The organism is Vibrio sonorensis (genome assembly GCF_001854765.1).
In the GTDB taxonomy this organism is placed as follows: Bacteria; Pseudomonadota; Gammaproteobacteria; order Enterobacterales; family Vibrionaceae; genus Vibrio; species Vibrio sonorensis.
Window position 1 is genome coordinate 89,098 of record NZ_LJJE01000036.1, and the last position, 20,786, is coordinate 109,883.

General features: G+C 44.0%; 20 protein-coding genes and 2 pseudogenes. 13 read left to right on the forward strand and 9 right to left on the reverse strand.

Translation table 11 applies throughout. From position 1 onward, the window contains the following. The first annotated feature begins 293 nt into the window (after window positions 1-293). Entirely contained in the window at window positions 294-1,496 is a 1,203-nt protein-coding gene (locus tag BLO31_RS07135; protein WP_070963945.1) for an EAL and HDOD domain-containing protein, read from the forward strand. 72 nt (window positions 1,497-1,568) lie between these two features. On the opposite strand, the gene BLO31_RS07140 is transcribed toward BLO31_RS07135, so the two are convergent. Both BLO31_RS07140 and BLO31_RS07145 read right to left on the reverse strand, forming a co-directional pair. Beyond that, entirely contained in the window at window positions 1,569-1,880 is a 312-nt protein-coding gene (locus tag BLO31_RS07140; RefSeq protein WP_070963947.1) for a hypothetical protein, read from the reverse strand. Between the two features lie 16 nt (window positions 1,881-1,896). Further along, window positions 1,897-2,112 carry a hypothetical protein gene (locus tag BLO31_RS07145; RefSeq protein WP_070963949.1) on the reverse strand — a complete coding sequence of 72 codons (216 nt, stop codon included), beginning with the start codon at window positions 2,110-2,112 and terminating at the stop codon, window positions 1,897-1,899. 473 nt (window positions 2,113-2,585) lie between these two features. Between BLO31_RS07145 and BLO31_RS07150 the strand changes: the two genes are divergently transcribed. Continuing rightward, window positions 2,586-4,319, forward strand: a complete 1,734-nt coding sequence (locus BLO31_RS07150; protein WP_070963952.1) for an ABC-F family ATP-binding cassette domain-containing protein — start codon at window positions 2,586-2,588, stop codon at window positions 4,317-4,319. Between the two features lie 93 nt (window positions 4,320-4,412). Here BLO31_RS07150 and yidZ read toward each other — a convergent pair whose 3' ends face one another. From yidZ to BLO31_RS07170, 4 genes are all read right to left on the reverse strand, one after another. Beyond that, window positions 4,413-5,384 (reverse strand): HTH-type transcriptional regulator YidZ, encoded by a 972-nt coding sequence (gene yidZ / locus BLO31_RS07155; protein ID WP_070963954.1) that lies wholly within the window; start codon window positions 5,382-5,384, stop codon window positions 4,413-4,415. Continuing rightward, window positions 5,359-6,549 (reverse strand): MFS transporter, encoded by a 1,191-nt coding sequence (locus BLO31_RS07160; RefSeq protein ID WP_070963956.1) that lies wholly within the window; start codon window positions 6,547-6,549, stop codon window positions 5,359-5,361. The genes yidZ and BLO31_RS07160 overlap by 26 nt, the downstream gene beginning before the upstream one ends. Before the next feature lie 225 nt (window positions 6,550-6,774). Beyond that, window positions 6,775-7,305: a cytochrome b gene (locus BLO31_RS07165; RefSeq protein WP_070963959.1), complete on the reverse strand. Its 531-nt coding sequence runs from the start codon at window positions 7,303-7,305 to the stop codon at window positions 6,775-6,777. Between the two features lie 163 nt (window positions 7,306-7,468). Continuing rightward, window positions 7,469-8,008, reverse strand: a complete 540-nt coding sequence (locus BLO31_RS07170; protein WP_070964469.1) for a hydrolase — start codon at window positions 8,006-8,008, stop codon at window positions 7,469-7,471. 245 nt (window positions 8,009-8,253) lie between these two features. On the opposite strand from BLO31_RS07170, the pseudogene BLO31_RS25020 reads away from it, so the two are divergent. The 3 genes and pseudogenes from BLO31_RS25020 to BLO31_RS07185 all read left to right on the forward strand — a co-directional run bounded on the left by BLO31_RS25020 (window position 8,254) and on the right by BLO31_RS07185 (window position 11,258). Continuing rightward, window positions 8,254-9,611 (forward strand): annotated as a pseudogene (locus BLO31_RS25020) (DUF4397 domain-containing protein). Window positions 9,612-9,798: 187 nt separating this feature from the next. Next, window positions 9,799-10,632, forward strand: a complete 834-nt coding sequence (locus BLO31_RS07180; protein WP_070963961.1) for an AraC family transcriptional regulator — start codon at window positions 9,799-9,801, stop codon at window positions 10,630-10,632. Window positions 10,633-10,652: 20 nt separating this feature from the next. Then, window positions 10,653-11,258 (forward strand): LysE family translocator, encoded by a 606-nt coding sequence (locus tag BLO31_RS07185; RefSeq protein WP_070963963.1) that lies wholly within the window; start codon window positions 10,653-10,655, stop codon window positions 11,256-11,258. Between the two features lie 61 nt (window positions 11,259-11,319). On the opposite strand, the gene BLO31_RS07190 is transcribed toward BLO31_RS07185, so the two are convergent. Then, the gene (locus BLO31_RS07190) at window positions 11,320-11,793 is read right to left on the reverse strand and encodes a MarR family winged helix-turn-helix transcriptional regulator (RefSeq protein WP_070963965.1); all 474 of its coding nucleotides are present in this window, start codon (window positions 11,791-11,793) and stop codon (window positions 11,320-11,322) included. 124 nt (window positions 11,794-11,917) lie between these two features. On the opposite strand from BLO31_RS07190, the gene BLO31_RS07195 reads away from it, so the two are divergent. Both BLO31_RS07195 and BLO31_RS07200 read left to right on the forward strand, forming a co-directional pair. After that, on the forward strand, window positions 11,918-12,817 hold the full coding sequence (locus BLO31_RS07195) for an EamA family transporter (RefSeq protein WP_070963968.1): 900 nt from the start codon (window positions 11,918-11,920) through the stop codon (window positions 12,815-12,817). Between the two features lie 9 nt (window positions 12,818-12,826). Further along, window positions 12,827-13,423 (forward strand): NADPH-dependent FMN reductase, encoded by a 597-nt coding sequence (locus BLO31_RS07200; protein ID WP_070963970.1) that lies wholly within the window; start codon window positions 12,827-12,829, stop codon window positions 13,421-13,423. 55 nt (window positions 13,424-13,478) lie between these two features. Here BLO31_RS07200 and BLO31_RS07205 read toward each other — a convergent pair whose 3' ends face one another. Next, window positions 13,479-14,342, reverse strand: a complete 864-nt coding sequence (locus BLO31_RS07205; protein ID WP_245688414.1) for a LysR family transcriptional regulator — start codon at window positions 14,340-14,342, stop codon at window positions 13,479-13,481. A gap of 122 nt (window positions 14,343-14,464) precedes the next feature. Here BLO31_RS07205 and BLO31_RS07210 point away from each other — a divergent pair, with 122 nt between their 5' ends. Beyond that, window positions 14,465-15,133 carry an NAD(P)H-dependent oxidoreductase gene (locus BLO31_RS07210; RefSeq protein ID WP_070963972.1) on the forward strand — a complete coding sequence of 223 codons (669 nt, stop codon included), beginning with the start codon at window positions 14,465-14,467 and terminating at the stop codon, window positions 15,131-15,133. Window positions 15,134-15,142: 9 nt separating this feature from the next. On the opposite strand, the gene BLO31_RS07215 is transcribed toward BLO31_RS07210, so the two are convergent. Beyond that, window positions 15,143-15,445, reverse strand: a complete 303-nt coding sequence (locus tag BLO31_RS07215) for a DUF6482 family protein (protein ID WP_070963974.1) — start codon at window positions 15,443-15,445, stop codon at window positions 15,143-15,145. A 227-nt stretch (window positions 15,446-15,672) separates the two neighbouring features. Here BLO31_RS07215 and BLO31_RS07220 point away from each other — a divergent pair, with 227 nt between their 5' ends. The 5 genes and pseudogenes from BLO31_RS07220 to proX all read left to right on the forward strand — a co-directional run bounded on the left by BLO31_RS07220 (window position 15,673) and on the right by proX (window position 20,533). Continuing rightward, entirely contained in the window at window positions 15,673-16,173 is a 501-nt protein-coding gene (locus tag BLO31_RS07220) for a fasciclin domain-containing protein (protein ID WP_070963976.1), read from the forward strand. A gap of 60 nt (window positions 16,174-16,233) precedes the next feature. Further along, window positions 16,234-16,932, forward strand: coding sequence for a flavin reductase family protein (locus tag BLO31_RS07225; RefSeq protein WP_070963978.1), 699 nt, complete (start codon window positions 16,234-16,236; stop codon window positions 16,930-16,932). A gap of 327 nt (window positions 16,933-17,259) precedes the next feature. Then, a pseudogene (gene proV, locus BLO31_RS07230) lies at window positions 17,260-18,446 on the forward strand (glycine betaine/L-proline ABC transporter ATP-binding protein ProV). Window positions 18,447-18,449: 3 nt separating this feature from the next. Continuing rightward, window positions 18,450-19,526 carry a glycine betaine/L-proline ABC transporter permease ProW gene (gene proW / locus BLO31_RS07235; RefSeq protein WP_070963981.1) on the forward strand — a complete coding sequence of 359 codons (1,077 nt, stop codon included), beginning with the start codon at window positions 18,450-18,452 and terminating at the stop codon, window positions 19,524-19,526. Next, window positions 19,526-20,533 carry a glycine betaine/L-proline ABC transporter substrate-binding protein ProX gene (gene proX / locus BLO31_RS07240; RefSeq protein WP_070963983.1) on the forward strand — a complete coding sequence of 336 codons (1,008 nt, stop codon included), beginning with the start codon at window positions 19,526-19,528 and terminating at the stop codon, window positions 20,531-20,533. The genes proW and proX overlap by 1 nt, the downstream gene beginning before the upstream one ends. The last annotated feature ends 253 nt before the right edge of the window (window positions 20,534-20,786 follow it).

A 20,786-nucleotide genomic window follows, 5' to 3' on the forward strand; every position in this document is an offset into this window, starting at 1 on the left:
TGTTTTGGTTTTCGCACAGTACTAATTTTACAAAAGAATTTATATTTACTTTTTGTAATCGATTACATAGCAGGATAACATACTAATAGTTGGTGATTAAACGCACAATTTAAGAATTATCCATCTACAGCAATGATAATGGTAACAATTTGTATCATTGTTATTAACGTATATGACTATTTGTTGCAGAATGGCGCGCTTTTTACATCTTGGTGTAAGCATATGTGTTTAACGACATTTGTGCATTGAGATGAAAAAGCGTGGTTTCGTTTCTAAAAAGCAAAGAGTTGTATATGGAAAAGTCGTTTGTTGCTAGGCAGCCAATAGTTGATTGTGAAGAAAAACTAATCGGTTACGAGCTGCTGTTCAGAGAGGGTAAAAACAATGCGTTTCCCGATATTGATCCTGATAAAGCTACGTCAAAGGTGCTTTTAGGCGTCTATTTCAAGAACGACAGTTACGACAGCATACTGCAAGACAAGGTGGGCTTTGTAAATTTTCCATATAAAAGCATCGTAAAGATGGTTCCTGCACTGATGCCTAAAAGTAAAATTGTGGTAGAGATCCTAGAAGACTGCCCTCCAACCGATGAGCTTCTACAATCAGTGAAAAAGCTGAAAAGGTTGGGTTATAAGATTGCACTTGACGATTTTGTGCCTTCACCAGAGTGGCGCTCGTTCTTACCTTATATCGATATTATTAAGTTCGATATCTCTACCGTGCCTTTGGCCAAAGTCGCGGTGTTAATTAAGAAATTGGACAAAAGTAAAATCCAGTTTGTTGCTGAAAGAGTAGAAACTCAAGAAGACTTTCTCAACTGTAAAGAGATTGGTTTTGACTACTTTCAGGGCTACTACTTTGCCAAACCGGAGTTGGTTGAACAAAAAACGATTAGTACATCCCAAGTATCGATTCTTAATCTTTGTAAAGAAGTATCAAAACAAGAAATTGATATTAAGAAGCTGGAAGAAGTGTTTGCTAACGATGTCGGCCTCTCTTACAAGTTGTTTAGATATGTTAACTCCACCAATATCAGCAATCCTATTCGCTCTTTTCGACAAGCACTTGCGTATCTTGGTTCGGATAAGATCCGTATGTTTGTCTCTCTTGTAGCACTCTCTTCGGATAAGAACTCAGCGCCTGAGCCCATCTATCAGATGTCTCTGCAACGAGCTTGTTTCTGTAGCCTTGTGGCAAAAGAGCTGAGTTTAAGCCGTTCGGATGCCTATATTGTTGGCTTGTTTTCTCTGCTGGATTCAATGTTTAAAGTGAGCTTTGATACTATCTTTAGCTCCATCAAAATAGACAACAGTGTTAGGGCCGCGATATTAAACAAACAAGGGGCGCTAGGCGTAGTGTTAACGCTTATGGAAGCCTATGAAACTGCGGATTGGATGAAAATAAACCTTATCAACAAACAGTTGAACTTGTGTTCAGAAAACTCCGGTGAGTATTTTACTAAGTCACTAAACTGGAATACGCCTAAGGCGAAATAGTTCTACTCCAGACAAGAGATGCCTAAGTGGGACGGTGTATAAGCAAAGCGGCATTGCAGCCGCGATGGGCAATTAATTAATCGTAATATTGTTTTCTAATGAGGGAAAACGCTTCACTTGAACACCGAGTGCCTGAGATATATCTAAGGCTTCGTTTTCCGTCAACGTAACTTGAACGACTGTGTTAGGATCATCGTGATCAAGATGGTACTGAGCAAACCAATGTGGTTCGCTTCCCTCACGTTCGCCTCTATTTAACTCAACTTGTTCTGGATGAAGGAAAACCGAAATTCCTCCGCCGAATACATGAACAAAACGGTCTGTGATATGAAAGTGAGTCCCTAACTGGGTTCTTAATTTTGCATCTTTATTCCATTCTGTCATTGTCGCGCTCCTGTTTTCAGTGACTGGCTTCGCTGGTTGCTTCAGTGAGCGTGAGTGGAAATGTAGCGTCATAAATTTTTCCACAAGCCCCGCCAATAAACGCGCTTTCAAAGTCTTTAATACTGGTGCGACAACCCGCCATAATCTGCTGAGCCACTTTAAGGTCTGTAAATTCAATGATGTCTTTTTCACCAGAAGACTTAACGATCACCAATCTATAGATTTCACTCATCTTCTTTCCTAGCAACTGATATGCATCCCCAATATGAGTATAGTTTCTTATTTGGGGGTTTTAGGCTTTTTTTGTTCTCTAGTGGAAGGTTTTGTTTTCAACTGATTCGGCAAAGAATATTGATGGCGATTGTTCAAAGTAAATGAAATAGGCTGCTTACATTTTTCTCAAGTAAACGCCTTTACATTACAGAGGGTGACGATAGAATGCGTACATTGATTAACTAAGAATGTTTTTTTCATTCATAACAAATATTTAAGGAGGAACTAATGTCTATGTGGTGTTCAATCAACCCACGTTTGTTTGGCATTAATGCTCGCTCAAGAGTTATTGATATCGCGTTGCGATAATCTCGACTTGAGCGAACCATTACCCACCGACGTATAGCGTCAATCGAGTACTAATCCTCAAGCTCGAAGAATTATTGTCAACTCTGACAACGGCCTTTTGCGCCCAAAATTCTTGAGATAATTATGAGTACTTTTTTAACTGCACAATCACTAACACTTTCACATTCATCTGCAGCACTGTTTAAATCGTTAAGCTTTACGGTTAATCGCGGTGATAAAATTGGTCTTATCGGTCATAACGGTTGTGGTAAAAGCTCCCTGCTTAAACTGTTAGACGGACAATTTGAACCCAATGAAGGCACAATCGCAAAGGCTAAACATTGCCTGATGAGCTATGTGGAACAACACATCCCTCAGCAATTGCAATCCCTGTCAATCTTAGCGGCATTAACAGAGAAACTCGCCGATGGTGAACAGTGGCGCGCTGAACTCTTGCTATCAGAGCTTGGATTTTCTCATTCTGAGTGGCAAATGCCGGTTTCCAATTGCAGTGGTGGTCAGCAAATGCGTTTGCTACTAGCAAGGGCAATTATTGGTCAACCGGACTTACTGCTGTTAGACGAGCCTAGTAACCATTTGGATTTACCTTCGCTGATTTGGCTTGAACAGTTCTTACTGCAATGGAAAGGCTCTTTTATTCTGGTCTCTCATGACCAAGCTTTGTTAGATGCCGTGACTAATACTACTTGGGTTTTGCGCAACCAATCTCTTAACCACTTTGCTTTACCTTGTTCGTCGGCGCGCGCTGCACTAAAAGAAAAAGACGAGCAGGATAGGGTACGTCATTTTAGCGAGCAAAAAGAGATAGATCGCTTAGAAAAAAGTGCTAAGCGAATGGCTGAGTGGGGCAAGGTTTATGACAATGATAGCTTGGCTCGTAAAGCGAAGACTATTTTTGCTAGAAAAGAGCGACTCGAAGATGAGCAAACGGAACTAAGCCGCCTCTCTCCTTGGCAACTGAAGCTCAAAGGTGACGCCCTGCCAGCGAACCGTTTGGTTGAAGTGATCCCTTTTGCTGTCAAACCTCCGCGTAGTTCAACGACGCTTTTTACTATGGCGGAAGTGCGAATAAAAAGTGGTGACCGCGTTGCGGTGTTGGGCAGTAACGGCTGCGGTAAATCAACACTGTTAAACCTGCTCTATCGAGCTTTCCTCAATCGAGAAGATTCAACGACGGCGAATAGCCAAGACGAGATTACTTTTCACCAGCGCTGTCGACTGGGCTATTACGATCAATCGCTTAATCAACTTAGTGACAGTGATACATTAGCTCAGGCATTGAGTAAGTTTGCCGCCATGAATGATGAAACCTGCAAACGCTCTTTAATTAGCGCGGGCTTCGAGTATTCCATTCACGATCAGAAGGTGGAAACGCTAAGTGGCGGGGAACGAGCGAGGTTACTCTTTGTTGGCTTAACCTTAGCGAAGCATCATATGCTGTTTCTGGATGAGCCAACCAACCACTTAGATATGGAAGGCAAAGAGGAACTGATCGATACGCTAAATGACTTTGAAGGGGCAACGCTTGTCGTTAGCCATGATCGAAACTTAATAGAACAAAGTTGTAACCGATTTTGGTTTATTGAGGGTGGAGTTCTGACTGAATATCTATCTGTCGAAGAGGTGTATGACAAGATTAATGAGCAACCAACCTCCATTTCTATCAGTGGGGAACAGACAGGAGTCGATACATCATTAACGGCTGAACCTTTGTCAGAAGAGGAACAGTTGCTAGAGCGTTTAATCCTTCTTGAAGGACTTTTAGAAGAAGATTTAAATCGAAAAGCAAAACATCAAAAGCCGCAGTTACAACAACAGTGGCGAGATGAAATAGACAAGATTAGTGCCTTGATATGAGTTGGTTAAACGGGCACTAACTGTCGTTGGTTTTAAGTCAAAGGCTACCTAGGTAGCCTTTGTATTTTGGGTTTGATTGTAAGAAGCAAAGACTCAGCTGTTGTCTTCAATATTTTTTTGGATTAGCGCTTTAATGGTATCTCTTAGCCATTTTACTTTTGGATTGTGAGCATTTCTTTTGTGCCACATAAGGGTGAAAGGCGTGGTGAGTTTGTGCTCTTCCTCACTGGATACCGGAATAGGTCGTGTCACCAAACGGCTGTGATAATCGGCAGCAAGTAAGCGACTGTATCTCGGAGCGGTTGTCATCAAAGTATGACCCGGTTGGGAGGCAATAAAAAGCGATTGATCGAATCCAGATGCGGTCATACCAATTTTTCGCGCGATCCCTTGTTCAGCTAGTATGTCGTCTAATGCCCAAGTTTCTCTTTTTTCCCACACAATATTGATGTGGCGATACTTAAGATAGGTTTCTAAGTTCCACTCTTCTTCTAGCGCAGGATGGTCATCCCTGAGATAAACCAAAGGAATATCGGCAAATAGGATTTCGTGGTCAATAAAATAGGGCAGTTCATTGATCGATTCCTTCGATCTAGGATGGCTTTCGCGTCCCGAAAAACCGATATCAATTTCACCTCGAACAAGCGCGTCTAGTGAGTCGTAGTCCCAGTCGCGTACTTTCATTACCGAATCAGGAAAATCTTGTTGGGCTTTGACGGTTAGATCGTTGAGAAAGGTTAAAACCAGTGGGTTCTCAACAGCAATCTGTAACACTAACCCTCTCGGGGCAGTGTTTCCACGAGTGGTGGCAATTTGTCTACCAATACGAGACCATTCAGCCAACTCCGACTCTAGACCGATGGCTAAATTGGTAGGCGATAAACCATAAGGTGTTTTGACAAACAAGGGGTCTTCAAACCAGTCTCTGAGTTTAGTTAGCGCTTTACTCACTGCCGAAGGGGTGAGGTTGAGACGTTTTGCCGCTTTAGACACACTGCGCTCTTGCAGCAGTAGCTGCAAGGTGATGAGCAAGTTAAGGTCAAGCCGAGCCAGTGATTTTTTCATATTGTTGTTCTTCTTGTTGTTGTAAGGACCATGATAGCAAAATCAATGAGCTAATACCGGAAATCAATAAGATGGAGCAGAGCATCACAACAGGATTTGCATCGATAATACCGCCCAACCAAATATACGCTGAGGAAGCACACACCTGCGAGATCCCCAGTAGGGAGCTGGCGAATCCGGCGTTGGCGGAAAAAGGAGAAAGCGCTTGGCTCATGGTGACACCAAAACCGATAGAAAAACCCATACAGATAAAACTAAAGCCAATAAAGTAAACAGTTATGGGTAACGACATCAATTCAGCAATAGTGAGAGTGAGTCCAGCGCCTATCAGTAGCAACTGAGACACTAGGATAAGGCGCTGTTGGGGCCAGTATTTCAAAAGTACAGGTGCGGAGAAAGAGGTGCACATACTGACCACCGCCATCGCTGCCATTGCCGTTGAGTATCCCGCTCTATCTAGACCTAGCTTGGTCATCATAACCATAGGTGATGTGCTAACGTAAGTGAGTATACACACAACCGCTAGAGACGATATTGCAAGGCGACTGAGAAATAACGGTTGGAAAAAAGACGCTTTGCCATCGGATTTAATGTGAGTGGCTAATTGGGTGGCTTTGGGTTTGGTTTCACGCAAAATGAGTAGGGAAAAACCGAGGACAACCATCCCCATACCACCCATGGCAGCAAAGAGGCTTGGCCATTCAAATCGGAGCATAATTAAGTGTCCAATGACGGGAGCAATGACGGGAACAACACAAGTGATCCCATTTATCATAGACATCACTTTTGCTCTCGCCTGTTCTTCTAAGCTGTCGCGCAAAATCGCGAAGGCAACGACGTAGCAACTGCCTGCTCCGATGCCTTGAGCGAATCGATTCAGGAAAAACTCCGCACTGCTATTGTCCTGTCCAGTGAAAAGCGAGAACAGGGTAAAAATTAGTGCACCAGCAATCGCAATGGGCTTTCGGCCCACTTTATCTGCTAGTTTTCCGGCAAACAACATGGTGGTTGCCATTCCAGCAAGATAGATTGAAAACGCCAAATGCAAATGGCTTTCGCTGGTGGATAAATCCGCGGCAATCTGGGGCAGACCAACGAGGTAAAGATCGATTCCTGTTGGGTACAAGAGCACGAGAAGAAAGCTACAACTTAAAAATCTGAACATGGGTTACTCCTTTTCCCAGCAAGACTAAAGAGCATTGCAAAAAGGAGCGAGTGGTAATTGGTACAACAGCAGTTTCCATTTAAGACACTTGAAGCCGCATAAGGGCTGAAAGGCAAACCTTTGCGTAAAACGTTTGCCTTTGCGGTGAGCTTTACCGGCGCAGCGCTGCGAAATCGGTATGCGCTATTTGGCTATGGTAGTCTCCACTTGATATTAAGGCACAGACTAGCGACCCAACATACGAGTTAAAGTGGCGTCTTTATCAATTAGGTGGTGTTTAATTGCTCCAATTATATGTAGAGCTAAAACTGTCATAATGATAGTCACGGCTGAGTGGTGAATAGTCGAGCCCAACTCTTGTAGCCAAGGTGTTTTTGTGGTGGTGGAAACAATGTCTACACCAAAAATATCAAGGCCGCGGCCCCCACCAACACTCATGGCAATACCTGAAATTGGCATAGCTAGGGTGGCAATAAGTAGTATGAACTGAACAAATTTGGCGATCACTTGCTGCCAAACAGGTGCGATAGCTGCGGGGGAGATTGCGCCTTCTTTAAGGCGCCATATGGCTCGAATCATTGCGAGAAAAAGGAAAATTGTACCAAGAGATTTATGTAATCCAATCAGCTGCCCCTTTTCAGGGCCTCGGGGGAGATCGACCACATACAACCCAAGCGCAAATATAGCGATGAAGGAGAGTGCGGTTAACCAATGCAGGGCGATAGTTTGCCGAGAAAGAGTGTGTTTGCTGAGCATATTTTTACCTTTGTTTTTGCGTGGTTATAGGTAAAAAAGTATCTGCTAGAGAAAATGGAACAACAATATCTCAAAGGGTAAAGTTGGGTAAATTAACGTCAAGTTCAGTGTTAATTACGACTAATCTTTGGGTGTCAACTGGGTCCTACCGACGAAGTACAAGTTATCGAATTAGGTTTAAGATAGTTTTAAATTTTGGGTGGCGACAATCTTTCACAAGTTCATACAAACACATCTCTAGGCTGGTTATAGCAATATTCTGATTTTGTAGTTTATCGATGGCCAGAGTGATATTTTCTGGATCTCTTGAGGAGGTACAGTCGCGCACTAGGTGGACATCAAAACCCTGATCCGATAGTTCAAAAGCGGTTTGATATACGCATATATGCGCTTCTATTCCACAAATTAACCATGACGTTTTCCCTGCTTCTTTTAATGCTTGTGTAAAATTTGGTTCATTACAGGCGTTAAAACTGTACTTAGTTATCGGGCTTTGCGACCGCAACAGATCTGAAAGTGTTTTTACTGTGCTGCCGAGCTTGTCTGGATTTTGCTCCAACCAAATTATTGGCAAATCCAAATGTTGTGAGCCTTGAATCAATGCCGCGCAATTTGAAATTACTGCTTGGCTATTGGAAACCAAGCTCGCCAATTTGCCTTGAACGTCCACGACAATTAGACCGGTATTTTCTGGGTTTAACATCGCCATTGTGATGCATCCTTTTGAAACGTAAATACAAGGGCTCAAATCGCCCCCTATAAGGCAGCGATGTCACAATTAGGGTAACTAAAAATAGTAGAGATAAGTTTGATCGCATCTTCAATTTGAGCGTAAACAGTGGTTGAGCGAAGTGCTGGCCAGCGTGTTGTTTAAAACTCATTTGAATCAAAAGACATCCTAGTGACTGCTCTTTGGCGGCAGTCGTGGGCAAAAAATAGGATAAGGATATGGTTATGTGGATCAAAAATAGTGTGCTGGCGGTTGCGTTTGCAGGAATACTCGTTGGCTGTAATGATGACGACAAGTTTAATAGCTCTCTTCAAGCTGTCCATGCGTCGAAAGATGCCCCTCTAGCGAATGTATTAGTTAATGGGAGCAGTCAATGGACAAACGTGGATTTTGGCACGGGCTCCGGTTACAGCCGCTTTTTTGCCGGGAATGCCACGGTGGCTGTTGAAGTGCAACTTCCGGGGAATGCGACAGCTACTGTCATCCCAGCAACTTCAATTTTTTTGGATCGCAATAACGAGTACACCGTGTTTGTTGTTGGTGAGGCGGATTCAAGCAGTAGTTTTTCAGTCGAACCTTTAGTGGTATCCAAGCCCAAGCAAGGCAGTGCAAGCAATACTAGCTTAGATGTGCAAGTTGTTCACGCGTCGGCTGGGGTAGCAGACGTAGACCTGTACGTCACAGCTCCCGGCGCTGATTTAAACAGTGCTAGCCTAATGCTACGCTGGCTTACAAGGGGTCGACAGGGGTTTTAAATATTCCCAATGGTGATTACCAAATTCGCTTAACGCTTTCTGGGACGAAAACGGTAGCCTTTGATTCTGGTACCGTTTCTCTCGCTGCTAACAGCGAGCTAACGATTGCAGCAGTGCCAAATCAAGACAGCAATGCCGATTCTCCGGTGAAACTGGTTGTTTTGGATGGTTCGAGTTCGTCGATCATTTTTAATATGTCAGAAAAGGCAGAAATCGAAGTGGGGCATTTGGTTTCAGATGTTAACATCGTCGATGTCGGCTTGGATGGTTCAGAGGCAATTTCTAACGTTGATTACAAAGGTTTAACTGGCTACACGACGTCTACAACCTTAACGCCTAAAGCGTATGCGGTAACGGTATACCCTGACAACACGCCGGCATCTCCAGTTATCAATGAAACGGTTACCTTTGCGAAAGGTGGAGACTATGGAGTGTTTGCGGTCGGTAAAGCTTCCACGACTATTGAAGCACTAGTGGTGGAAACCTATCGCAGACCCGTTGCGACAAGTGCCACACTTAATGTGATACACGGAGCGCCAGATGCGTCTACTGTTGATGTGTATTTAACTTCGAGTACGGATATTTCATCGGCGACGCCAGCCATTTCTAGTTTTAACTTTAAAGATGCGACTCAAGGAGTTTACGTTGCAGCGGGTACTTACTTCGTCACTGTGACGCCAACTGGTACAAAAACGGCGGCAATCGGCCCTGCATCCATTACTGTTGAAAATGACAAAGTTTATCAAGCCATCGCTATCGAAGAAGACGAAGATGTTAACCCATCAACCTTCGACCTTCTTGTCAGCGAAATTCAAGATTGAGAGTGTACCGGGAGTACATGGTTAAAGAGTCTCAGGGGAGGCTCTTTTCTGCTTTGTTGAGTCATGTTTAGCGAAAGGTGAGGTTAACGCGTTTGCCATTAGGCTGATAATTGCGCAATATTGTTCAAGTATTTTAGTAGGGCTTCACCTAAGCTATCACTGAGTTGATACAGAAAAGGTCAGGAATATGGATAAAGGAAATCAATTTAGCTATCAAGCGAGTCGCCACAGTCGTGGTGTGACTTTGCTCAGTGCTAATATGAGTGACTTTACCTATGACCGACATGCACATGAAGAGTATTCGTTTGGTGTTACGCTAAAAGGTAGACAGGATTTTTTCTGTCGTACCGCTTTTCACAAAAGTCCTCCTGGGGGCGTGATGGTGTTCAATCCCGACGATGCCCATGATGGCCAATCAGGCGGCAACGAAAACTTAGAATACCTTATGCTCTACGTTCATCCTTGTGAGCTGGAAGCGCATTTTCGTTCGCTTGGCGTTGATCAAATGAGTGCAGCGCGAGTGCCAGAAACCTTAATTGAAGATGCCACTCTCCGTTATCAGTTATTGGCCTCTTCAGGCCTATTAGCTAACCAAGGCAATGTTACCGCGATAGATCACGATGCGACTTTGCTGGCAATCGCTCAGTCTGTGGTTCGATTGGCCGGCAATCTCCAACAACCAGATGGATTTACACGGAGAAAAGACAGCCTTTTGCTACAGGCTAAAGCGTTTATCCAAGAGTATTGCCATCAAGATATTACAGTTGATGACATCAGCGCCGCGGCCAATATGTCTAAGTATCACTTTATCCGCAATTTCCGAGGGCAGTTTGGTATGACACCACATCAATTTGTGCTCAACTGCCGCGTGAATCGCGCTAAGCGTTCACTTGAGTTGGGTCATTCTTCTACGCTTGCTGCTCAGGAATCTGGGTTTGCCGATAGCAGTCACTTTATCCGTCGATTTAAGCGGATGATGGGTATGACGCCAAAGCAATATCAACTGCAGCTTCACGCCTAAATCTAAAGAAAACAAAACTTATGATAGAAATGTTCGCCTATGCTTTGGGGGTCATGTACACGCCTGGCCCCATGAATCTTATCGCCTTAAATAATGGGTTGCAGCGCCAAACCTGCAGCCACCTCGGATTTTATTTGGGGGTCGGCGTTGCGATGGGGGTGCTATTTTCTGCTATCAGTTTACTGGGTTCAGCGATTGTTAACCCTAAGTGGACGCCATTTATGGCTCTGGCGGGGTGCAGCTATATTCTCTATATCGCGCTTAAGCTGTTCAAAGCTGAGGTATCAGTCGAAGCAAGCGTTCAGCCGAAAGGCTTGACCTTTCGCGATGGTTTTCTGATGCAACTATTAAACCCTAAAGCACCCGTCGCAGTATTGCCCGTTGCTACTATACAGTTTCCAGCTTTGGGCATCGAAGGTGGCAGTGCGCTGTTGTGGTCACTTGTTCTGGGTGTGTTGGCGTTTGGTGCCCCCACTTCTTATTCGGTTATGGGACTCATTCTAGGAAAACGGTTGAACAATCCTATTTGGTTTAGCGTGTTTAATCGTTTAATGGCGGGTTTGCTTGTCTTAGTGGCGACAAGCATAGGTTATGATGCGATTTATCTTCCGTTATTTACAATGTAAATCTTTGATGCGCCGAGGGTCAGGAGACCATCGGCATGGAGTTCGGGTTACAAATTAGCAGTTACGCGCCCATTTTTCGCAAGAGATGGGCTAATTGCTCGCGCTCCCCTCTATCTAAGCCACTGAGCAAGTTGTCCATATTTTCGAGGTGATCCAGCAGGGAAGTATCAACGAGATCGATACCGGTTTGCGTGATCTGGACTTTGTTACTTCTTCTATCACCGTTGCTTGCTTGTCGCTCCAATAATCCCTGTTGAACTAACTGTTCTATGCGAGTGCTCATGGCACCAGAGGACAGCATTAAAGTCTGATAAAGCTCTGTTGGCGTTAACGCTTGGTCACTGCGTCTTAGTGTGGCCAAAATATCAAACTCAATAAGGCTTAGGTTGTGCTTAGCAAACAGTTCTTTTAAGGACTTATCGAATAGCACTCCCGCTCGGCGAACTCTTCCAACAATGCCCATATTGGAGCAATCCAAATCTGGCCTGACAGACTGCCATTGCTCTAACACCATATCCAGATGGTCTTTTGTCATGTTTTCTTTCCAAATAGTATCTTTTTAAAAAGATACTTGATCAAAATCCATTTTGCTATTACTTTAAACAAAGAATCTTTTTGAAAAGATACTTTGATGTGAGCTTTTATAGGGAGAGTAAATAATGACAAGAACGTGGCTAGCCAATCTTCTGTTCACCGCGTTAACGCCAATAATATGGGGAAGCACCTATATTGTGACCACCGAACTCTTGCCTGAGAACATGCCGTTGTTAGCATCTGCGATCAGAGCGTTACCATCTGGGCTTTTACTGGTGATTTTTGCTCGCTCGCTTCCCAAGGGGGATTGGTGGGGCAAACTGTTTCTGCTGGGTGCTTTGAACATAGGATTGTTCTTTTACTGTTTGTTTTATGCCGCGTATCACCTACCGGGCGGCATGGCAGCGTTGGTGATGTCGGGAACGCCTCTAGTGGTGATTGCTATCAGTGCAATCGTGCTTAAAACGTCACTTGATAAGAATCAGGTCTTTGCTGCTCTAATTGGAATTGGCGGAATGGCTCTATTGGTTCTTAACTCAGCAGTAACACTTCACCCTTTGGGTGTTGCTTTGGGACTTTTAGGCACCATATGCATGGCTTTGGGCGTTGTATTAACGAAAAAGTGGGGCCGTCCGGAAGGAATGTCTTTACTGGGTTTTACTGGGTGGCAACTCACCTTCGGTGGTGTTCTCATTTTTCCGGTTGCGCTTTGGCAAGAGGGGCTGCCCGCGCAGCTAACGTCACTCAATATCGCGGGATATAGCTATTTGTGCTTGATGGGGTCGGTGATTGCCTATGCCATATGGTTTCGAGGCATCGAAAAATTGCCTACCGTAACAGTCTCTTTTCTCGGCTTTTTAAGTCCACTCTCCGCTGTCATTTTAGGGTACTTGTTCCTTGATGAAGCTTTGACACCTATACAGTGTGGCGGCGCACTGGCTATCTTATCCGCTATCTCTTTAGCAAATTCAAAAGGCCAGAAAAAGCCCGATACCGTTCAATTAAAAACAATGAAAGTAAAGTAAGGATATCCTATGAAACTAACGATTATTTCGGCGAGCCAGCGCGCTCAATCTAAAAGCTTACTAGCAAGTCAATACAAGGCTTGCAAAGCAAAAAAGAGCGGTTTTTCAGAGGTAGAAGTATTGGATCTTCACGAGTTGCAACTGCCCTTGTGGAATGAAGGCGTTTGGCAGGGTGCTGAAGAGTGGAGCCATTGGAGTGAAATAGCTGAGAAACTCAAGGCTTCTGATGCTTTTGTTTTGGTGACACCTGAATGGCACGGCATGGCAACCCCCGCGTTAAAGAACTTTCTCTTACTGACAACGGATAATGAAATGGCGCATAAACCTGCCTTGCTCAGCAGCACATCAGCGGGTAACAATGGCGTCTATCCGATCAGTGAGCTTAGAATGACGGGTAGCAAAAACAATCACGTTAACTATATCCCCGATCAGCTTATCTTTAGGCACATTGATAGCTTGTTGACCAGCGATCTTAAATGTGGCGATCAAGAGTTTGATGCGCGTGTAGATTACACAATGCAACTGCTATTTGCCTATGCAACCGCTTTGGCTCCGGTGCATAGGGATATGTTGGAAGTAGGTAAGCCTTTTAAATGGGGTATGTAGCTTAAAAAGTTAGATAGGCTTGGTTAGGCTTTTAGCTTGATGACTAAATGGTCGATCAAAAGCCTAATTCGGCTCGGCACATAATCCTTGATGGGTAGTAGATCCATACGGGCAATTGGCTGTTCCAGTGTTGCTTTAAAATTGGGACTACGGTGCCACTTTGTAACTCTTCTCGTACCATCCAACTCCCCAGATTGGCGATGCCTGCTCCCAATAGCATCGCCTGTCTCGCGGCACTAAAGTTGTTCACCGATAGATAGGTTTTAGGTTCAAAGAGCACTTCGTTTCCTTGATCAATAAGTGGCCAGCAATGAACTCTCCCTGTAGTCACAGATCGGACGGAAATGCTTTGGTGTTGGTGTAAATCAGAAACGGATTTCGGTTGACCGTGTTCCTGAATATAAGTCGCAGCTGCGTAAAGCCCAGTCTCGAGCTGAAACAGCTTACGGGCGATGAGACGGGAATCCTGATTGATTGCAGTGCCGATTGCAATATCAAAACCACCGTTTATCAGGTCTAAGTTTCGGTCGTCAAACTGAATATCGCAGGTGACTTGCGGATAATGTTTCATGTACTCAACGATATAAGGCAGCAAAATATCTTGTCCAAGAGAGCTAGCGGGCAAATTGACCTTAATTGGGCCTGAAATTTCTTTTTGCTGATCGGTAACCTCACTAATCACTGCCCCGATAGCATCTACGTTCGGGCTTAGCCTGTGAAAAAGCTGTTCTCCGGCTTGAGTTAAGCTCAGCGAATGCGTTGAGCGGTAGAAGAGTTTAATTTGCCACTCTTCTTCTAGTTTCCCTATTGCTTTACTGACGGCTGGAGGAGTAATGCCAAGAGCCCTAGCGGCGGCAGCAAAGCTGCGTGTTTTCGCGACCTGTATAAAAATTGGCAATTGGCTTGGAAGTGATTTCATAAACTATTGGTTAATTCTATGTTGACTTGTAAGACTCTACTGGTTAATGAAATTTTGTTCAATACTAGACGCACGCCTTGAAAGGGAAGCTTACAAAAAGTGTTTAAATAGGAAATAGTTGTATGAAAGTGTTGATAGTGCATTGGCACCCAGAACCACAGAGCTTTAATACCGCGATGTTTAATACCGCCGTGGATACCCTAACTGCTTTAGGACATCAGGTTCAGGTTTCGAATCTTAGGCAGATGCAGTTTAATCCTGTATCTGGCCGTCATAATTTCACCACCACTAGCAATCCGGAGTTTTACAAACAGCAGCTCGAAGAAATGCATGCGAGTGAACACGACGGTTTCGCCTCTGATGTCGAAAATGAACTGCGAAAACTAGAGTGGTGTGATTTGCTGATTTTACAATACCCAATGTGGTGGTTTGGTATGCCGGCTATGGTAAAAGGTTGGGTTGATAGAGTGTTTGTTATGGGTCGTTTTTATGGCAATGGCCGCTACTATGAAAACGGCGTGTTTAAAGGCAAAAAAGCTATGGTGAGCATCACCACTGGTGGTGATGGGGATGCCTACTCTCCTGGGGGGTGGAATGGGGATCTTCTTGGAGTGTTAAGACCAATACATCGGGGGTTGTTCCAGTTCAATGGCTTCGATGTTTTGGCTCCTAACGCAACGTTTGCTCCAACTCACCTCTCTCAATCGGAACGCGAAGAGGAGCTACACAAGCTGAGCGTTAGACTGATGAATATTGAAACTGAACTGCCAATTAATGTGGGTAGTTATTAATAAAAACGGCTAATAATCGCTGTCTTTGATAGGTACTTCTAACGCGTTCGACCTTTTCTTTGTTGTTGTACCTATCATTTCGTCATAAGCGCTAGCATGACGTAAAAATTGCTGCTCTATGTGCAGTGGTCGACATTTTTTTTGCATCTCTATAAGTGATCGAGTGGTGAGAAAACTGCCGTCATCGTTGGCGATAAAGTATTCCACTCCATCGATGAGTACAGAAGCTTGATATAAGGCAAGGTCGATAGAGTGAATCACGAGTTTGTCGACGTTACTCGTCTTTACTATTTGCTCTAATGTTTTCTTCATTTTTTCCCTCCAAACACTTTTCTACGGTTAATAGAGCAACGCGATCAATTAATTTTTGAACTTTTCCTTGTGTTAACACCGCCAGTTAAAAAATTTTTAGCGGTTGAAATATAGCGGAGAAAATAATTCTGATCGCCTTTTAAAAGCGTTCGTAATAGTAGTGCACGGAATAAGGGAAATATTGATTCCCTTCGAATCATAACGAGAATCACTCAGAGGAAAGTATCATGACTAAATATCTACTAATGATGACAACAGCGTTATTCGCTCTTTTTGCAACTGTCTCAACAGCGACTGCTCACGACCACGGTATGAAGAAAGACGATATCGTCGACATCGCTGCCAGCAATGGTTCGTTCAATACTTTAGTAGCGGCAGTCAAAGCGGCGGGATTGGTTGATACCTTGAAAGGTGAAGGTCCGTTTACCGTTTTTGCTCCAACCGATGAAGCCTTTGCGAAACTTCCAGAGGGTACGGTAGAAATGCTGTTGCAACCAGAAAACAAAGATAAGTTAGTTGCTATTCTTACTTACCATGTCGTCGCGGGGAAAGTCATGGCAGCAGACGTCGTTAAGCTAGACTCAGCGACAACTGTTCAAGGCCAAGATGTGGATATCAAAGTTATGGGTGACACTGTCATGGTCAACCAAGCCAATGTAGTCGCCACCGATGTCGTGGGTAAAAACGGTGTTGTACACGTTATCGACCAAGTCATTCTGCCAAACTAAGTCTCCCGATCCAGCGGGTGATCCCGCTGGATTTTCTCTCAGTAAACCATGGAAAATGCAATGTCGGAAAGCAATTACAATCAGCAGGCACTTTTGGAAATGGATGCTCGGCATAGAGCTAGGTTAATCAATAGCCTGTCAGGCTTTAAAAGTGCAAACCTAATTGGGACGATCGATAAAAACGGCCGTTCCAATTTGTCTATTGTGAGTTCCGTGATCCACTTTGGTGCCAATCCACCGCTACTGGGCTTTGTTTCTCGCCCCCATTCCGTAGAGCGGCATACTTTAGAAAACATCGTCGAGACAGGGTGTTTTACCATTAACTCTGTCGATGTAGATATTGCCCTACAGTCTCACCAAACATCTGCTCGCTACACAAAGGAAGAGTCGGAGTTTGATAAAGTGGATTTGGCCCCTTATTGGATCGATTCGTTTCCTGCCCCTTTTGTTTTAGAAAGCAGCATCAAGATAGGGTTAGAGCTGGTGGAGCACCACTTGGTCAAAGCCAATGATACTGTGATGGTGATTGGCGAAGTCAAACATCTATCTTTGCCGGAGTCGGCGGTGATGCCTGATGGTTATGTAGATATAGAATCATTAGATTTGATTGCTCTTTCAGGTCTTGATAGTTACCACGTTACTCAACGGCTACAAAGATTGAGTTATGCCAAACCAAACCAAATGGTTTTCCCGTTGACATTGGAAGGTGATGTCTCCTCTTGGCCTGAGTTCTCTAAAAAACGGATGAAAGACAGATAACAGCGAGAGGTGTTTTTAGCCAAAAATGTCCTCACTATAATAATATATTTCGGCCTCTAATCTTTTTTGCAGTTTTAATGATGATCGCTCTGATTTTTTATTCATGTTAGCTATTTTCTCGTCGATTATTTCGTCTTTCAATCATTGGGTTTTTATCTTGGCTTTCTCTGATAAATTCAATTAAAACAGTGGCTTTTGTCTCATTTTTTACTTTTATAATTTCCTTTCCATTTTACAGTGTGTCGTTCGGATGCTTGAAATAATTCATTGAATTGTTTAGAGTACGAACCATTTGTGCATTAACGCACTCGTAAAAGGAACTTCAACATGGATCCCATTCTAGAAGTTAAGGGACTATATAAGGTGTTCGGAGAGGATACCGATCGCGCATTCACTATGATTAATTCTGGTGCGGATAAGGATCAGGTTTTTGAAGAAACAGGGTTAACCATTGGCGTAAATAACGTTTCGCTAGATATTCATGAAGGTGAGATATTTGTCATCATGGGGCTGTCTGGTTCTGGAAAGTCGACACTTGTCCGTCTTCTTAATCGTTTGATTGAACCTTCACGAGGCAGTGTTTACCTCAGAGGTAAAGACATCGCCACATCTCTGAAGAAGAGTTGAGAGAAGTTCGTCGTAACAATATATCGATGGTCTTTCAGAACTTCGCGCTCATGCCACACATGACGGTCATTGAAAATGCCGCGTTTGGACTTGAACTAGCGGGTATTAGTCCTGAGTCACGTAGACAGTCCGCCTTTGAAGCACTGCAAAGAGTTGGCTTGGAAGCGTATGTTGACAGTTTCCCAGATGAACTTTCTGGAGGAATGAAACAACGAGTTGGCTTAGCTAGAGCCTTAGCTTGTGATCCCGATATCCTTCTTATGGATGAAGCCTTTTCTGCATTGGACCCTCTTATTCGTACAGAAATGCAAGACGAGCTTATTCGCCTTCAAAATGACGATAAGCGAACCATTGTGTTTATATCGCACGACTTGGACGAAGCGATGCGGATCGGTGACAGAATCGCGATTATGCAAAATGGCGAAGTGGTTCAAGTTGGCACCCCAGACGAAATTCTTCATCAACCTGCAAATGACTATGTAGCCGCATTCTTTAGGGGAGTTAATGTAGCGTCGGTGCTGACCGCTAAAGATATAGCGCGAAAAAATCCCGCTGCAGTGTTCAAAAAGTCTGAACACGATGGACCGGCTTCCGCTTTGCAGATATTGATTGATGACGATCGGGAGTTTGGCATTGTGGTTGATAAGAGCAGCCGCTATTCGGGGATTGTCTCTTTAGAGTCATTGCGCGACGCGCATCAGCAAAAATGTTCTTTGAGTAGTGCGCAGTTAGATGGCGTGATAAGCATTCAACCAGACCAACCCATTAACGATATTTTAGGGACAGTTGCTAGTGTCCCATATGCAGTACCAGTTGTTGATACTGACGGAAACTATTATGGCGTTATTAGCAAATCGCGCTTACTTCAAACTCTAGACAAGGATTAAGTCATGTCATCACAACAAACTAACGATCCGTGGTCAGATATAACAACACAGCAAAGCGACCCTTGGGGTCAAGCTAGCAGCAGCGATAGTGGCGCAAGCTGGCTAAGTTCGGAAGTGGTTGAAGAGAAACCGTTTGATATCTTAAACCCCTTTCAAGAATCAGTCGTGCCGTTAGACTCGTGGGTCGAGACTGGACTCAACTGGTTAGTAGAACACGGACGCCCTCTGTTTCAGGCGATAAGGGTTCCAATTGATTTTATCCTAACCTCGTTCGAAACGGGTTTAGTCTCTACACCTGCACCATTGATGCTGATGGTTCTCTTTCTGTTAGCTTGGCAGTTCTCAAGCTTAAAGCTTGGTATCTCTACCGTGTTGTCGCTGATTTTCATAGGTTTGATCGGTGCGTGGTCGCATGCGATGACGACATTATCACTGGTTATGACCTCGGTGTTTTTCTGTTTACTGTTAGGTTTGCCCCTTGGAATATGGTTAGCGAGGAGTGATAGAGCAGCAAAATTTGTTCGCCCAGTTCTGGATGCGATGCAAACTACGCCGGCATTCGTCTACCTTGTTCCGATCGTTATGCTTTTTGGTATAGGAAATGTACCGGGTGTGGTTGTGACTATCATTTTTGCTCTGCCCCCAGTCGTTCGTTTGACTATTTTAGGTATACAACAGGTGCCTGAAGAGCTGATCGAAGCAGGACACTCTTTCGGTGCGAGCAAAAAGCAAATGTTGTATCGAATCCAATTACCCCTAGCTCTGCCAACTATTATGGCTGGTGTAAACCAAACGCTGATGCTTTCACTATCTATGGTTGTTATTGCTTCGATGATCGCGGTTGGGGGATTGGGGCAAATGGTTCTGCGTGGAATAGGAAGGTTGGATATGGGATTGGCCGCGGTAGGCGGTGTTGGCATTGTCATACTCGCTATTCTGCTCGATCGCATTACGCAAGAATTAGGTAAAAATGCAGGAAACACTAAGAGGCGATGGTACCAATCAGGCCCGATATCTATCGTACTCAACTTATTTAGCAAACGTTGCAAAGCTGAAGCAACACTTAAGGAGAAATATTAATGAACAACTTATGGAAGAAGGCGCTAACACTAGGTGCATTTTCTACATTTGCTTTGTCTAGCAGTGTATTGGCAGAGAAACTACCTGGTGAGGGCGTTTTAGTTCAGCCAGTACAATCGACTGTGGCAGAAGAGACGTTCCAAACGCTTATCGTTAACCGTGCTCTAGAAGAGCTTGGCTACGACGTTAAGGAAACCAAAGAAGTCGATTACAACGTTGGTTACACGTCAATTGCAAAGGGAGATGCTACATTTTTGGCAGTAGGCTGGTTCCCACTGCATGCCGACAAGTACACCATGTCAGGTGGTGATGAGAAATTCTTCCGTCAAGGTCAGTATGTTAGTGGTGCTGCTCAGGGTTACCTAATAGACAAGAAAACGGCAGAAAAATACGGTATTACTAATATCGGCCAACTAAAAGATCCTGAACTGGCTAAGCTTTTTGACGCGAATGGTGATGGGAAAGCAGATCTTACCGGTTGTAACCCAGGTTGGGGTTGTGAATTAGTTATTGAAGAGCAACTAAGTGCTTTCGAACTGCGTGATACCGTCGCTCATAATCAAGGTAACTACGCTGCAATTATTGCAGACACCATTGCTCGTTATAAAAAAGGTGAGCCAGTTCTATACTACACATGGACGCCATACTGGGTAAGTGGTGTACTAGTACCTAACAAAGATGTTGTGTGGTTAGAAGTTCCTTTCTCTGCGTTACCAGGCGAGCGTAAGGACGTTGATACAACATTACCAAACGGCAAAAACTACGGTTTTGAGATGAACTCTATGCGTATTGTCGCCAATAAAGAGTTTGCTGAGAAAAACCCAGCAGCAGCCAAACTTTTTGAAATCATCAAACTCAATATCAATGATGTGAGTGCTCAAAACATGATGATGAGCCAAGGTAAAAACAGCTCAGCAGATATCGAATCTCACGTTAACGGTTGGATCAAAGCGAACCAAGCGAAATTTGATGCTTGGGTAGAAGAAGCGAAAAAAGCCGCGCTTTAATAGACGTCTACCTAGTTTAGACACGATCATATATGCCACAAAGCCCTTCACTCCCATGAAGGGCTTTTTACTTGGGCGAATAACGGATATCTAGATACTCATTTTTCGGCGAGTTTTGGGTGAAAATGGAAAGCCGTCCGTAATACCCAGTGCTTAACAAAACTTTTTTCGCGCTAACCTCATGGGAAAATCAAAAAACAACACGCTTAAAACGCTGATTTGACCCCTTAAAATCGCGATTTTGGGGTGTTTT